General features: G+C 64.0%; 12 protein-coding genes. 10 read left to right on the forward strand and 2 right to left on the reverse strand.

Features of this window, described 5'->3' with window-relative positions:
• The first annotated feature begins 124 nt into the window (after positions 1-124).
• Positions 125-2,062 (forward strand): peptidylprolyl isomerase, encoded by a 1,938-nt coding sequence (locus B7Y49_RS00355; RefSeq protein ID WP_374125566.1) that lies wholly within the window; start codon positions 125-127, stop codon positions 2,060-2,062.
• 8 nt (positions 2,063-2,070) lie between these two features.
• Entirely contained in the window at positions 2,071-3,600 is a 1,530-nt protein-coding gene (locus tag B7Y49_RS00360) for an anthranilate synthase component I family protein (RefSeq protein WP_374125567.1), read from the forward strand.
• Positions 3,601-3,610: 10 nt separating this feature from the next.
• On the opposite strand, the gene B7Y49_RS00365 is transcribed toward B7Y49_RS00360, so the two are convergent.
• Positions 3,611-4,018 (reverse strand): hypothetical protein, encoded by a 408-nt coding sequence (locus B7Y49_RS00365; RefSeq protein ID WP_374125568.1) that lies wholly within the window; start codon positions 4,016-4,018, stop codon positions 3,611-3,613.
• Positions 4,019-4,160: 142 nt separating this feature from the next.
• Here B7Y49_RS00365 and B7Y49_RS00370 point away from each other — a divergent pair, with 142 nt between their 5' ends.
• The 7 genes from B7Y49_RS00370 to lexA all read left to right on the forward strand — a co-directional run bounded on the left by B7Y49_RS00370 (position 4,161) and on the right by lexA (position 10,395).
• Positions 4,161-4,745, forward strand: coding sequence for an aminodeoxychorismate/anthranilate synthase component II (locus B7Y49_RS00370; RefSeq protein WP_374125569.1), 585 nt, complete (start codon positions 4,161-4,163; stop codon positions 4,743-4,745).
• On the forward strand, positions 4,742-5,737 hold the full coding sequence (gene trpD / locus B7Y49_RS00375) for an anthranilate phosphoribosyltransferase (RefSeq protein WP_374125570.1): 996 nt from the start codon (positions 4,742-4,744) through the stop codon (positions 5,735-5,737). Before B7Y49_RS00370 ends, trpD begins: the two co-directional genes overlap by 4 nt.
• A complete protein-coding gene (trpC, locus tag B7Y49_RS00380) occupies positions 5,734-6,522 on the forward strand; it encodes an indole-3-glycerol-phosphate synthase (RefSeq protein ID WP_374125571.1) in 789 nt (262 codons plus the stop codon). Before trpD ends, trpC begins: the two co-directional genes overlap by 4 nt.
• Positions 6,519-6,986 carry a cyclic pyranopterin monophosphate synthase MoaC gene (gene moaC / locus B7Y49_RS00385; protein ID WP_374125572.1) on the forward strand — a complete coding sequence of 156 codons (468 nt, stop codon included), beginning with the start codon at positions 6,519-6,521 and terminating at the stop codon, positions 6,984-6,986. Before trpC ends, moaC begins: the two co-directional genes overlap by 4 nt.
• Positions 6,987-7,135: 149 nt before the next feature.
• On the forward strand, positions 7,136-8,464 hold the full coding sequence (locus tag B7Y49_RS00390) for an NAD(P)/FAD-dependent oxidoreductase (RefSeq protein WP_374125573.1): 1,329 nt from the start codon (positions 7,136-7,138) through the stop codon (positions 8,462-8,464).
• A gap of 10 nt (positions 8,465-8,474) precedes the next feature.
• Positions 8,475-9,659, forward strand: coding sequence for a molybdopterin molybdotransferase MoeA (locus B7Y49_RS00395; protein ID WP_374125574.1), 1,185 nt, complete (start codon positions 8,475-8,477; stop codon positions 9,657-9,659).
• A 55-nt stretch (positions 9,660-9,714) separates the two neighbouring features.
• Positions 9,715-10,395, forward strand: coding sequence for a LexA family transcriptional regulator (gene lexA / locus B7Y49_RS00400; RefSeq protein ID WP_374125575.1), 681 nt, complete (start codon positions 9,715-9,717; stop codon positions 10,393-10,395).
• Between the two features lie 204 nt (positions 10,396-10,599).
• Here the strand turns inward: lexA and B7Y49_RS00405 are convergent, their stop codons facing one another.
• On the reverse strand, positions 10,600-12,789 hold the full coding sequence (locus tag B7Y49_RS00405) for a ComEC/Rec2 family competence protein (protein ID WP_374125576.1): 2,190 nt from the start codon (positions 12,787-12,789) through the stop codon (positions 10,600-10,602).
• Positions 12,790-12,847: 58 nt separating this feature from the next.
• Here B7Y49_RS00405 and gltX point away from each other — a divergent pair, with 58 nt between their 5' ends.
• Complete coding sequence (gene gltX, locus B7Y49_RS00410; protein WP_374125577.1) at positions 12,848-14,296, forward strand: glutamate--tRNA ligase; 1,449 nt, start codon at positions 12,848-12,850, stop codon at positions 14,294-14,296.
• Positions 14,297-14,333: the final 37 nt, after the last annotated feature.

A 14,333-nucleotide genomic window follows, 5' to 3' on the forward strand; every position in this document is an offset into this window, starting at 1 on the left:
TTCGGCATGGACTGCCTGACCACTTCGATAACGCTCGTACAGTGACGCACAAGCTTGAAGCGACCCGCAACGCTGCGTAAAGCGTTGCCACATCTCCACAGGCCATGAACGGTTTTCCCCACGCATGCTTAGCTTTTTCCGCCGGTTCATCAATTCGCGCCTGGGGCTGATCGTCACCTTCGCATTCCTGGCGATCATCGCGGTTGCCTTTGCCCTTGGTGATGTGACCGGTTTGTCGAGCGGTACACGCGTTGCTTCGGGCACGGGCATTGCTCGGGTCGGCACGGCCGATGTCAGCGTCGATGAGGTGAAGCGCCGCACACAAGATGAAATGCAGAATTTCCGCCAGCGCCAGCCGACACTGGATATCATCCAGTTCGTTAATGGCGGCGGCTATGACGCTGCGCTTGAGCGGCTGATCGACGCCGTGGCGCTGGGGCAGTTCGGCCAAAAGGTCGGCATGGTCGTCAGCAAGCGTGCGGTCGACGGCCAAATTGCCAGTGTCCCCGATCTGCAGGGGCCGGACGGCAAGTTCAGCCAGGCGAAATATGAAACACTGCTCAGCCAGCGCCGGATTACCGATGCCCAGATCCGTGCCGATATCGTGCGCAGCACCCTGGGCCAGCAACTGATCAGCCCGACCGAAGGCGCGGGCCAGGTGCCGCTCAACTTTGCCTCTCCCTATGCCGCGCTGCTGCTTGAAAAGCGCGCCGGGCTGGTCGGCTTTGTGCCAACCAATGCCATCGGCCCCGGCGACCGCCCCACTGAGGCTGAGGTTGCGACCTATTACAAGCGCAATGCCGCGCGATATACCGTGCCCGAGCGCCGCGTGATCCGCTACGCCATGATCACCCCCGATCGCGTCAAGGCAGCCGCCACGCCCACGGAGGCGGAAATTGCCGCCGCGTACAAGACCCAGGCCGCACGCTTTGCAGCCAGCGAAAAGCGATCGCTCGCACAGGTGGTTATCGGCGACAAAGCGGGTGCCGATGCACTGGTCGCAAAGGTCAAAAGCGGGGTCGGCATCGATGTCGCCGCCCGCGCGGCCGGCCTTGAAGCCGCCACGCTGAAGGACATCGACAAAGCGGGCTATACAGCCCAGACCTCTACCGAGATCGCCAATGCAGTGTTCGCTGCGGCACGCGGTAGCATCGTCGGGCCGATCAAGTCGCCGCTCGGCTGGACGATTATACGCGTAGATAGTGTTCAGCAAATCGCGGCCAAATCGCTCGATCAGGCGCGCGCCGATCTGACCAAGGAAATCGGTGCGCAAAAGCTCGCCACCATGCTGACGGATCTGCGCGACCGGATCGATGATGCGATCGCTGACAATGCCACATTCGCTGAAATTGTCAGCGACCAAAAGTTGCAGGCAACCAGCACTGTACCGATCATCGCCGATGGCCGTGATCCCGAAAACAGCACGGTGACGCCAGACCCTCGACTCGCCCAGGTCGTCGTCGCCGGTTTTGCCGCCGAACAAGGCGACGATCCGCAATTGGCACCCGTGGGCCAGGATGGCAGCTTTGCCGTCGTCTCGCTCGATCGCATTCTGCCCGCTGCGCCGCCGCCGCTCGCCAAGATTTCCAATTTGGTGGTTCGTGATTTCGCGATCAGCCGCGCGCTCCGCAAGGCGCGGGCGATTGCCGTGGATATCGTCGCCAAAGCCAATAAGGGCGTGCCGCTTGCTCAGGCCGTTGCGCAATCACCGATCAAGCTACCCGATATTCGCCCGGTCGCATCCTCGCGCGCCCAGCTTGCGGCGGATACCAAGGGCGCACCGCCGCCGCTGGTGCTGCTGTTCAGCATGGCCGGCAAAACCGCCAAATTGCTCGAAGCCCCCAATCAGTCGGGCTATTATGTCATCTATCTCGACCAGATCGAGCGCGCGGGCGCCGTGACCAACCCGCAATTGTTGCGGGCGATGCGGGGCGATCTGAGCAAGGTGATCGGTCGCGAATTCGTCCGGCAATTCGCCAATGCCGTCCAAAAGGATGTCGGGGTGAAGAAGAACGATGCGATGATTGCCCAGACCCGCAAGGAATTGTTGGGCGAGCGCTGAGCACAGGCATGGGCTTGGGCGCAGTAACACCGGGAATCGCCGGAATCGAAGCGGCGCATACCGCGCTTGCGGCTGGTCGCCCCGCCTTGCTTTGGCGGCGCCAGATTGCCGATACCGACACGCCGGTCGCCGCCGCGTTGAAGCTGATCGAGCCGGGTCGTGGTGATTTTCTGCTCGAATCGGTGGAAGGCGGCGCGATTCGAGGGCGCCACAGCCTGATCGGTCTGGCGCCCGACCTGGTGTTTCGCGCCGATGGCGATCAGGCCGCGATCAACCCGCACTGGCAGACCGATCGCGACGCCTTTAGCCCATGTGCCGAACCGACGCTGACAGCGCTGCGCGGGCTGGTAACCGATTGCCTGATGGATGTTCCCGCCGAATTGCCCCGCGCATTGGCATGTCTGGTCGGTTATTTCGGCTATGAAACCGTAGGGCTTGTCGAAAAGCTGAACCGCCCGGATGTCGATGCGCTGGGATTGCCCGACATGATGTTCGTCCGGCCCACGGTGATCCTGATCTTTGATCGGCTCGCCGATGCCTTGTTCATCGTCGCACCGGTATGGCCCGATGCTTCGCACAACGCCGATGCGATCATCGCTGCGACAATCGACCGGATCGAAGGCACCGCGGCGCGCCTTGCCAATGCGTCATTGCCTGCCCCGGCGCGGTGTGGCCCCAGCGACGTCGCGCTGACCCCGGTGCTGCCCGCGGGGCGCTATGGCGAGATGGTGGCGGCCGCGAAGGATTACATTATCGCGGGTGATATCTTTCAGGTCGTGCTTGCCCAGCGCTTCACCCTGCCCTTCACGCTCCCGTCGTTCGAGCTTTACCGCGCGCTGCGCCGGATCAATCCCTCGCCTTTCCTGTACCATCTCGATCTGCCGGGATTTTCCCTTACGGGATCAAGCCCAGAAATCCTCGTGCGCGTGCGCGATGGCGAAATCACGATCCGCCCGATCGCCGGCACCCGCCCCCGCGGCAAAACGGCGGCTGAAGACGAGGCGAACCGCGCCAGCCTGCTCGCTGATCCCAAGGAACGCGCCGAGCATTTGATGCTGCTCGATCTGGGCCGGAACGATACCGGGCGTGTCGCGGAAGCCGGTAGCGTGCGGGTAACCGACAGCTATACCGTCGAATTCTACAGCCATGTCATGCACATCGTCTCCAACGTTATCGGGCGGCTGGATGCGCGGCATGATGCGATCGACGCGCTGCTCGCCGGTTTTCCTGCCGGCACAGTGTCCGGCGCGCCCAAGGTTCGCGCTTGCCAGATCATCGCCGAACTGGAGCCTGAAGTGCGCGGCGCCTATGCAGGCGGTGTCGGCTATTTCTCGCCCGACGGGTCAATGGACAGCTGCATCGTCCTGCGCACCGCGATCGTCAAGGATGGGGTAATGCACGTCCAGGCAGGCGCCGGAATCGTTGCTGACAGCGACCCTGCCTATGAACAGCGCGAATGCGAGGCGAAGGCCGGCGCTTTGCTCGCGGCTGCCCGAGAGGCGATCAGTCGCGCTTCATCCGCTGGTTTCGGGCAGTAACGTCAAGCGATCAGCGCGGTTCGCGGCGATCCTGCTGGGCTTCACGGCGCTCGGCGGACCAGCGCTGGATCAGCTGCTGGGTGCAGCCGGTCTGGCCGCCAGTACCCGTGGTCGAGCAGCTGTCTGGAAGGCCGCTTGCGTCGCGCGATGCGTCGTCCAAGCCGGCAACGCGGCTAGCCCATGCGCGGTTGCTGGCGGAAGGTGCCAGTGTGCGGAGTTCCTTGGGGATCCGGTAAGGCTCGTCAATCGTCTGGCAGACAACGATTTCACCGTTAGTCGATTCGGGGCATGTCGCGCCGGGAGTCAGCGTGATGCTGCGGATCTTGGCGGGCGGAGCACTCGTAATCGGTGCGTCCTGCGCGAGCGCTGCGTTGCCGCACGACAGTGACAGCAGGGCTAGGATGATCCGACGACGCATACTCCGTACTCCCAGATTTGGAACAGAATCGATCCGTTTCCGATATGATCAAGACCTACAATAGTCCCGCTCGATGTCCACATTATTGCGACGATGCGTCAACCGGTTGCGCTGGGGAATGCATCGGCTACAAGCCCGCCGCATGATCCTCGTCATCGACAATTATGACAGCTTCACCTGGAACCTGGTCCATTATCTGATGGAGCTGGGCAGCGACGTGCGCGTCGTCCGCAATGATGCGCTGACAGCCGCGGAAGCGATCGCCAGCAATGCCCATGCGTTTCTGATCTCGCCCGGCCCCAAGACGCCAACCGAGGCAGGCATCTCGCTCGATCTGGTCGCGGCGTGCGCTGATGCGGGCAAGCCCCTGCTCGGCGTGTGTCTGGGCCATCAGGCGATCGGCCAGCATTTCGGCGGGCAAGTGGTGCGCGGCGGGCTGATGCACGGCAAGACATCGCCGGTAACGCATGACGGCACCGGGCTGTTCGCGGGCCTCCCCTCGCCTTTCACAGCGACGCGCTATCACTCGCTGATCGTGCAGGATATTCCTGCCGATCTGGTCGTCAACGCGACGGCGGACGACGGATCGGTGATGGGATTTCGCCACGCCACGCTGCCGATCCACGGCGTGCAATTTCACCCCGAAAGCATCGCGACAGAACACGGCCATGCCATGCTCGCTAATTTCATGGCCATAGCAGGGCTTCGGCCTAAGGCGCTGGCATGACGGTTCTCGTCTGCCTGCCCGACCCCGCGACGCCGATGGCGCAGGACGTCGCCGCCCAGGCCTTTGCGGATATCCTCGACGCGCGGACATCCGAAGACGCGATCGCCGATTTCCTGATCACGCTGAGTGACCGCGGCGAAACGAGCATCGAGATTGCAGAGGCCGCCCGCGCGCTGCGGGCAAGGCTGATCCCGATCGAGGCACCCGGCAGCGCGGTGGATGTCTGCGGCACTGGCGGTGACGGGCACCATACGCTCAACGTATCGACCGCTGTGTCGCTGGTGGTGGCAGCCGCCGGCGTGCCCGTTGCTAAGCACGGCAACCGAGCAGCGTCGAGCAAGGCCGGTGCAGCCGATACGCTCGAGGCGCTTGGGCTCGACATGGACCGTGCCGGACGGCTGGCCGAGGCAAGCCTGCGCGATCTGGGCATCGCATTCCTGTTTGCTGCCAATCACCACCCGGCGATGAAGCGCATCACGCCCATTCGCCGCCGGATCGGCAAGCGCACGATTTTCAACTTGATGGGGCCACTCGCCAATCCGGCGGGCGTATCGCGTCAGCTGATCGGGATCGCGCGGCCCGATTATGTGCCCGTCTATGCCGAGGCATTGGCTCAACTGGGCACCGAGGCGGCACTGGTCGTGTCGGGCGAAGAAGGGCTGGACGAACTTTCCGGTGCCGGGCCAAGCGTCGTCGAGAGCATCGGGGCCATCGCGTTGCCGTCACGCGTTTCGCCCGAAGATGCAGGGCTGCCCCGCCACCCGATATCGGCACTGCGCGGCGGTGATCCCGCGCATAATGCGGCAGCGCTTCGGCGGCTGTTGCTTGGGGAGACCGGCGCGTATCGTGATGCCGTATTGCTCAATGCGGCGGCCGCGCTGATGGTAGCCGCCCGCGTCGAGACGCTGGCCGAGGGCGTGGAGGAAGCGCGCGAAGTGCTCGATAACGGCCTTGCCAACACGCTGCTCGATTGCTGGATCGCCTATTCATGACGACGATTCTCACCCGTATCCTCGAGACCAAACGTGCCGATGTGGCGGCGCGCAAGGCGTGCATCTCGCTTGCAGATCTTGATGCGCGGATTGCAGAGCAAACGCCCCCGCGCGGCTTTCGAGCGGCGCTCGATGCGCGTGCCGAGCATGGTCCGGCGTTGATCGCAGAAATCAAGAAGGCCAGCCCCTCCAAGGGCCTGATCCGCGAGCATTTCGATCCGCCCGCACATGCCATCGCCTATCAGGCAGGCGGGGCCGCGTGCCTGTCTGTGCTGACTGACGAGCATTGGTTTCAGGGCGCGGATGCCTATCTGGCCGCAGCCCGCGACGTCGTCACGCTGCCGGTGATCCGCAAGGATTTCATGATCGACACCTGGCAGGTGCCCGAATCACGCGCGCTTGGCGCCGATGCCATCCTGCTGATCATGTCCGCGCTCGATGACGAGGCGCTCGCCGAGATCGAGGCGGCGGCGATCGAGTGCGGGATGGACGTGTTGGTCGAGGTCCACGATGCCAAGGAGCTTGAGCGCGCGATGAGGCTCAAATCGCGGCTGATTGGCGTCAACAACCGCAATCTGCACGATTTCTCGGTCGATTTCTCGCACACCTACAGTCTGATCGCCAAGGCACCGGCCAGCTGCACTTTTGTGGCTGAAAGCGGGCTATCGACCCGCGCCGATCTCGACGCGATGACCGAAAAGGGCGTGCGCTGCTTCCTTGTCGGCGAAGCATTGATGCGCGCTGATGATGTCGAGGCAGCAACCCGGGCGCTGATCGGCGGATGAGCGAACTGACCCATCTCGATGCGCAGGGCGCCGCGCACATGGTCGATGTCGGCGCCAAGGCAGATACCGCGCGGCAGGCGGTCGCAAGCGGGCGGATCACGATGACGTCTGAGGCAGCTACTGCCATTCGCGACGGTGCGGCGAAGAAGGGCGATGTGCTGGCAGTCGCGCGTGTGGCTGGCATCATGGCCGCCAAACGCACCAGCGATCTGATCCCGCTGTGCCACCCCCTACCGCTCACACGCGTTGCCGTCGATCTCCTGCCAGACGAGACCGGCATAACCGTTACCGCAACGTGCGCGACGACCGGCAAGACCGGTGTCGAGATGGAGGCCATGACGGCTGTGTCGGTCACGCTGCTAACGATCTACGACATGGCCAAGGCGATCGACCGCGGCATGGAGATCGGCCCGATTCGCCTGATCGAGAAGAGCGGCGGCAAATCAGGCGACTGGCGCGCGTAGCCACCGGCAATTTAGCGCTGGTGCTGCACTGCAATATCGCGCACGCTTTGCGCGAGGCGATAGCAAGGGATCGAACGGCAATGGCTGATGCCGCAGGGGACCAAGAGATGACGGTGGCGACAGCGCCGTCCGCGCCTTCGCCCAGCTCCGTGACTCACACGCAGAAAACGAAAAAGATCCAGATCGTCGTGGTCGGCGGCGGTGCCGGCGGGCTCGGGCTTGTCGCGCGGCTCGGCAAGAAATTCGGGCGCAAGAAGTTCGACATCATCCTGATCGATCGCAATCAGACGCATATCTGGAAGCCGCTGCTGCACGAAGTCGCCGCCGGATCGCTCGACGCCAATCTGGACGAGGTCGGCTATCGCAGCCATGCCTATCGTTGGAACTACCGGTTTTTTGACGGATCACTGGAGGCGATTGACCGCGAGGCGCGGCAGGTTGTGATCGCGCCGATCCTGGATGAGACCGGGCGCGAAATCGTCGCGCGGCACCGGATCCGCTATGACTATCTCGTCATTTCGGTCGGTTCTGTCTCGAATGATTTCGGTACACCGGGCGTGCGCGAAAACGCCATCTACCTCGATGATCGCACCCAGGCGGACCGGTTCCGCAAACGGCTGCTCAACCAATGTCTGCGGGTGTCGCGGACGATGAGCGCCGATCCGACCGCCGATGCCCGCGTGCGGGTCGCGATCGTCGGCGGGGGCGCGACAGGGGTCGAACTTGCCGCTGAATTGTTCAACGCCGCCAAGGGTCTGGCCTATTACGGGCTGGAAGTGTTCGACGAGACGCGGCTGGATGTGACGCTCGTGGAAGCCGGTCCGCGCATCCTGCCTGCCCTGCCCGAAAACCTGTCCCAAGCCGCCACCGAAGAACTCGAGGCAATCGGTGTCACCGTGCTCACCGGACGGCAAGTGACTGAAATTACAGAAGAAGGGATCGCGACGTCGGACGGCACGTTCATTTCGGCCGATCTGCGGGTCTGGGCCGCGGGCGTGAAGGGGCCGGATTTCCTGCAAGGGATCGGCGGGCTGGAAACGACGCCGGGCAACCAGCTGATCGTGACCAAGACGATGCAAACCACCCGCGACGACCGCATCTTCGCGATCGGCGATTGCGCGCGCTTCGTGCCCGAAGGCGAGGAGCGCCCCATTCCCCCTCGTGCGCAGGCCGCACACCAGATGGCGGGAACGGCGTTCCACAATCTGTGTGCGCTGATTGGCGGCGGCAAGCTGCGCGGGTTCGTCTATCAGGACAAGGGATCGCTCGTGTCGCTCTCGCGCTTTTCTACCGTGGGCAGCCTGATGGGCAATCTGGTCGGCGGGCGGATGGCGGTGGAGGGGCGGATTGCGCGGCTCATCTATGTGTCGCTGTATGGCATGCACATCGTCGCCATTCATGGCTGGATCAAGGGCGTGGCGCTAATCGCGATGGGGAGGATCAACCAGGTCATCCGCCCGCGCCTGAAACTGCACTAGGCGCTCTGGCATGGCTGGCCTGCTGCCTGTTCTCGACGCGCAAGAGCGGCTGCTGGCGCTCGGAAGGCGGGTGGAAAGCGAAACGGTAGCGCTTTCGCTTGCGGCTGGTCGCTGGGCGTCGAGCGATATCGTAGCGCGCCGATCACAACCGGCGACCGATCTGTCGGCGATGGACGGCTATGCGATACGCTTTGCCGATCTGCCCGGTCCTTTCACGCTAATCGGAGAGAGCGCCGCCGGGCATGGCTTTGCAGGCACCGTTTCTTCCGGCGAGACGGTTCGGATTTTCACGGGAGCGGCGATGCCCGGAGGTACCGATACCGTGCTGGTGCAGGAGGAAGCAGCGCGCGACGGCAACTGCGTGCTTCTGATCGGCGAAGGCCCACCCGCGCTTGGGCGCAATGTCCGCACAGCCGGACTCGACTTCAACGAGGGCGAACTGCTGGTTGCGCGCGGTGCGCGGCTTACCCCGGCGCGGATCGCGCTCGCAGCGATCGCGGGACATGGCACGCTCGCGGTCAACCGGCGGGTGCGGATCGCCATTTTGACGACCGGTGACGAACTGGTGCCGCCCGGCGCGCCGATCGCGGCAGGCCAGGTGCCCGAGGCGAACGGGGTAATGTTGACGGCCCATCTCGCCGACTTGCCCGTCGACATCGCACTACCGCCGATCCAGCCCGATCGGCTCGACCAGATCACGGCCGCGATTGCCGCGATCGATGCCGATATCATCGTAACGATAGGGGGGGCGTCAGTCGGCGATCATGACCTGATCCGCCCCGCGATCGAAGCGGCGGGTGGCAGCATCGATTTCTGGCGAATCGCGCTTCGCCCAGGCAAGCCCATGCTGGCGGGCAAAATCGGTTCATCCGTGATCCTAGGTCTGCCGGGCAATCCGGTATCAGCCTTCGTCACGGCCCACCTGTTCCTGCGTCCGTTGATCGCCGCCATTGGCGGGGCGAGTACCCCCCTGGCCGCGACAGTTACGGCTACGCTTGGCACCGCCCTCCCGGCCAATGACCAGCGACAGGATTATCTGCGCGCGCGCTGGGAGGACGGGCGCGTCATCGCCGCGACCAAGCAGGATAGTTCGATGCTGAAAACGCTCGCGGACGCGGCGTGCCTAATCGTGCGTGCGCCCTTTGCCCTGGCAGCCGAACCGGGCGATGTCGTTGACATCATACCCCTTGCTTGACTTGATCGTTTTCGTTGCCTAAACGTTCGTTGTCTGTTCTGGACGGAGGAACGCCATGCTCACGCGCAAACAGCACGAGTTGATTTGCTTCATCAATGATCGCCTTGCCGATACCGGCGTTTCGCCTTCGTTTGAGGAAATGAAGGAAGCGCTCGACCTGAAATCAAAGTCGGGTGTGCACCGGCTGATCAGCGCGCTTGAAGAGCGCCAGTTCATCCGGCGCCTGCCCAACCGCGCGCGTGCGCTCGAAGTGCTGCGGATGCCCGATCGCCCCGAAAATACGCGCACTGCCAAGCCGAGCACCGCATCAACGATCCCGGCCAATATCCGTCCGATGCCCGAACCGGCTAACGACGTTATCGAAATCCCGCTGCACGGCCGGATTGCGGCGGGTGTGCCGATCGAGGCGTTCGAAGGCCACTCGATGCTGTCGGTACCTGCGGCATTGCTCGGTAATGGCGAACATTATGCGCTTGAAGTAGCCGGCGATTCGATGGTCGATGCCGGCATTCTCGACGGCGATTACGCGCTGATCCGCCGCACCGATGTGGCGCGCGACGGTGAGATCGTGGTCGCGCTGATCGAAGAAAGCGAAGCGACGCTGAAATATTTCCGACGCGAAGGCGCAATGGTCCGGCTCGATCCCGCCAACCGCGCTTATGATCCGCAGCGTTACGATCCGCGCCAGGTGCGCGTGCAGGGCAAGCTCGCCGGATTGCTCCGCCGCTACGACTAGAGTCTGATGACTTTACGTAGACCCGTTCGTTTCGAGCGAAGTCGAGAAACATGCCATAAGCTGTGTGCAGGGTGTCTCGACTTCAGCCCCTTGGGCTGAAGCCTGTCCTGAGCGGCTGGCTTCCCAGCCAGTCGAAGGGCTCGACACGAACGGAAAGTTGTAGTGATTCAATCCAAAGTCATGAGGCTCTAACGGACAACCCCGTTACCGGTTGCTGGCACCGCGACCAGCCATCGGTAGCCAGGGATGACGGTCACCCGGCTGGAACACGGTACGAACGCTGCCAGATCCGAGCGTAATCGATACCCCGCCAGTCCGGTACAGCGCCGGTCGATCGAGCCGCAGCCAGCGTGGCGTGCAGCGTCGGGGCAAGCGGCGATCACTGATGATTATATCGGCATTGCGACACGCCGCGATTAGCTCATCTACGGACATGCGATAGGGGCTGCGGGTCGCCACGATCCGCCAGCGCCGCCCGCCCGCTATCCGGTCGGCAATGCACAGATCGCGACTGCACCGTGCATCAGGCTGTTCCGACAACAGCAGAGGTTCGCCGTCTACGCCACTCGCCTCGGCCAACATCGACCGTGTATAATCCCCGGCGCGGTCGCGCAGCAGCGCGACATTGCCTTCTTCGGTGCGTAGCGCGACATGCCGACCGTCGCCGGTGATCAGCAGATCGGGTGGCGGCGTCATCAGGCTCCAGCCTGCGCCGATCAGCAGCGGCAGCACGCCTGCCCAGCGCGCGCGGGTGCGCCACAGCGCAATCCAGAGCCCGCCGATGACGATCAGCGCAAATGCCCCGCCGGGCATGCTCGGCAGTGTGGCCACTGCTCCCGGCACCGCTGAAACGGCATGCGCGATCATCAGCAGCAATTGCAGCGCCAGCTCCACCAGCCACCAGATTGGCGCGCCGATGCCGAACAGGTCGAGCGTTAATGCCAGCGCCTCCAGCGGCATGATGATGAAGGTCGTCAGCGGAATGGCGACGATGTTGGCGAGCGATCCGTACAATCCAGCCTTGTGGAAATGATAAAGCGCGATGGGCGATAACGCTGCCTCGACGACGATGCCCTTCATCAAAAGTGCGGCAAGCTGCCGCAGCAGCCACTTCCCGCGCCCTTCATCCCGCGGTGCAAACCAGGCGCGAACGCGAGGATGCTCGTGGAGCGCTACAATCGCGGTGATGGCGGCAAAAGAAAGCTGGAAACTCGGCCCGGCCAGCGCTTCCGGCCAGAACAGCAGCACGATGACGGCGCCGGATGCAACCAGCCTCAGCGTCATTGCTTCGCGCCCCAGCGCAATGGCCAGCAGCACCATCAGCGCGGCGACGCAGGAGCGGATTGTCGGCACTTCGGCCCCGGTCAGCACGGTATAGCCGATCGCGGCCAGCGCCGCCGCTCCAGCCGCCATGAGCGGCAAGCGTAGATGCAACGCCGCCCAGGGGCTGAGCGCGAGCAGCCGCAACATCACGAACATCACGGCGCCCACCACCGCCGTAATGTGAAGCCCGCTGACCGAGAGGAGATGCGCCAGCCCGGACCGGCGCATCGCTTCCGCATCGTCCGGCGGGATCGCCCCTTGGTCGCCCGTCGCCAGCGCCGCCGCAATCGCCCCGGGCGCGCCGCCAATCCGTTCGCGAATATGCGTCGACAAGCGCGCGCGCAGCCCGCCCTGGTCGACATCACCGGGCGACAGGACGGTGATCGGCGCAAAACCTCTCCCCGTCGCGCCGAGCCGATCGAACCACGCCACCCGGGCAAAGTCATACGCGCCCGGCACCGATGGCGGCGGCGGCGGCATCAACCGCGCACCCAGCCGGACCACCGCCCCGCGCGACAGGCCCGCGGGTATATCCGCCGTCGCAATGTTGACGCGCACAAGCGAGGGGAGTTTGCCCGCCCGTGATCGCCCCATATTCTCGACAATCGCAAGCGGTGCCAACCGAAGGCGCACGAGCTCGCGCGACGGCAGCGGATCGACCCGTTCGACGCGCGCATCGAACCGGACGATCATCGGCCGCGCCAGCGGCGGACTCGCGACCCGTTCGGCGCGCGACCAGGTCAGCCCAAGACCGATCGCCATTGCCGCACACCCGACCGAGACCGTTCGCGTCGCACGCCCGCCTCGTCCCGCCGCCAGCGCGATGAGCATCACGCCCGTAAGCGCCCCAGCCATTAGCGCCCAGGCATTCGGATCGGGTAACATGAACCAAAGGGCCGCGCCGGTGCCGAGCATTACCGGCAGCCAGAGCACGAGCTGATCACGCTCCGCCTCCAGCCATTGTTCTAGGCGATTGGCTGCCGCAGCGATGAAAGACGATGCGCGCCGCCAAGCCGCCGTTTGAAGCGGGGCGATCACCGTGCTAGGGGCGCGCGAGGCTGTACTGGCCATCGATTTTCAAGTCTGGGAGAAGCCGCAACGTGGCGCAAGTTCTGAAATTTTTACAGCCATGAATGCCCCCGCCGCCACATTGCCGGTCGTCACCCGATTTGCCCCCTCTCCCACCGGTTTCCTGCACATCGGCGGCGCGCGTACCGCGCTGTTCAACTGGTTGTTTGCGCGTGCGCATGGCGGCAAGTTTCTGCTGCGGATCGAGGATACCGATCGCGCCCGCTCGACCCAGGCGGCGATCGACGCCATTATCGATGGCATGCAGTGGCTCGGGCTTGATTGGGACGGGGAAGCGACATTCCAGTTCGCGCGCGCCGATCGCCATGCCGAAGTCGCGCACCAGATGCTCGCTGCGGGCCGCGCCTATAAGTGCTTTGCGACCGCTGACGAATTGACCGCAATGCGCGCGGCACAGCAGGCAGCGAAGCAGCCGCTGCGCTATGATGGCCGGTGGCGGGACCGCGATCCGGCCGAAGCACCAGAGGGCGCGCCCTTCGTTGTCCGGCTAAAAGCACCGCGCGAGGGCGCGATGACGATCAGCGATCAGGTACAGGGCGATGTGACCGTCCAGAATGCGGAGATTGACGATTTCGTCCTGCTCCGGTCGGATGGCACGCCGACCTATATGCTGGCCGTCGTGGTCGACGATCACGATATGGGGGTCACCCATGTGATCCGCGGCGACGATCATCTGAACAACGCATTCCGCCAGTTGCCGATCATGCACGCGATGGATGCGATCGAGGGTGGTTGGCCTGCGCCCGTCTACGCTCACATCCCGCTAATCCACGGAACGGATGGTGCCAAGATGTCGAAACGGCACGGCGCGGTTGGGGTCGATGCATATCGTGACGAGCTTGGCATCTTGCCCGAGGCGCTGGGCAATTATCTGTTGCGGCTCGGCTGGGGACATGGGGACGACGAGATCATCAGCCGCGAACAGGCAACCGAATGGTTTGACCTGAGCGGAGTCGGCAAATCACCATCCAGGTTCGATTTGAAGAAGCTGGAGAACCTGAACGGTCATTACATCCGAATCGCTGATGATGCGCGACTAGCCGATCTGGTGGCCCCGCATCTGGGGCATGATGTAGGCGCGGAGGGGCACGATCTGCTCCGCCGGGCGATGCCCTTTCTCAAGCCGCGCGCCGCCAATTTGCTCGAACTGGCCGACGGTGCCGGCTTCCTGTTTCGCACGCGGCCATTGACGATGGACGAGGCGGCAAAAGGCTTGCTGGCGGGCGAAGCGGCCGATCTGCTCGCCCGCGTTCACGCCGCGCTTGACGCCGTGAATGACTGGGATACGGAAGTGCTCGAGACTGCCGTCAAGCAGGTTGCCGAGGATGCCGGGGTGAAGCTCGGCGCGGTCGCGCAGCCGCTGCGCGCGGCATTGACGGGGCGTAAGACATCACCCGGGATTTTCGACGTACTCGTCCTGTTGGGGCGGACCGAAAGTCTCGGCCGGATTGCTGACCAGATGGCCGCTGTGGCGGCCAATGGCGGTTGATCAGTTCGGGCGTAAGAAATCAGGCAAGAAGAGGGAC

Origin of the sequence: Sphingomonas sp. 28-62-11 (genome assembly GCF_002278865.1) — a bacterium.
Taxonomy (GTDB): domain Bacteria; phylum Pseudomonadota; class Alphaproteobacteria; order Sphingomonadales; family Sphingomonadaceae; genus Sphingomonas.

Bases quoted from the DNA above. Each gene is read 5' to 3' on its own strand.
- B7Y49_RS00405 (WP_374125576.1), bottom strand. From the start codon at position 12,789: ATGGCCAGTACAGCCTCGCGCGCCCCTAGCACGGTGATCGCCCCGCTT.
- trpC (WP_374125571.1), top strand. From the start codon at position 5,734: ATGACGACGATTCTCACCCGTATCCTCGAGACCAAACGTGCCGATGTG.
- B7Y49_RS00365 (WP_374125568.1), bottom strand. From the start codon at position 4,018: ATGCGTCGTCGGATCATCCTAGCCCTGCTGTCACTGTCGTGCGGCAAC.
- B7Y49_RS00395 (WP_374125574.1), top strand. From the start codon at position 8,475: ATGGCTGGCCTGCTGCCTGTTCTCGACGCGCAAGAGCGGCTGCTGGCG.
- moaC (WP_374125572.1), top strand. From the start codon at position 6,519: ATGAGCGAACTGACCCATCTCGATGCGCAGGGCGCCGCGCACATGGTC.
- lexA (WP_374125575.1), top strand. From the start codon at position 9,715: ATGCTCACGCGCAAACAGCACGAGTTGATTTGCTTCATCAATGATCGC.
- B7Y49_RS00360 (WP_374125567.1), top strand. From the start codon at position 2,071: ATGGGCTTGGGCGCAGTAACACCGGGAATCGCCGGAATCGAAGCGGCG.
- B7Y49_RS00355 (WP_374125566.1), top strand. From the start codon at position 125: ATGCTTAGCTTTTTCCGCCGGTTCATCAATTCGCGCCTGGGGCTGATC.
- gltX (WP_374125577.1), top strand. From the start codon at position 12,848: ATGAATGCCCCCGCCGCCACATTGCCGGTCGTCACCCGATTTGCCCCC.
- trpD (WP_374125570.1), top strand. From the start codon at position 4,742: ATGACGGTTCTCGTCTGCCTGCCCGACCCCGCGACGCCGATGGCGCAG.
- B7Y49_RS00370 (WP_374125569.1), top strand. From the start codon at position 4,161: ATGATCCTCGTCATCGACAATTATGACAGCTTCACCTGGAACCTGGTC.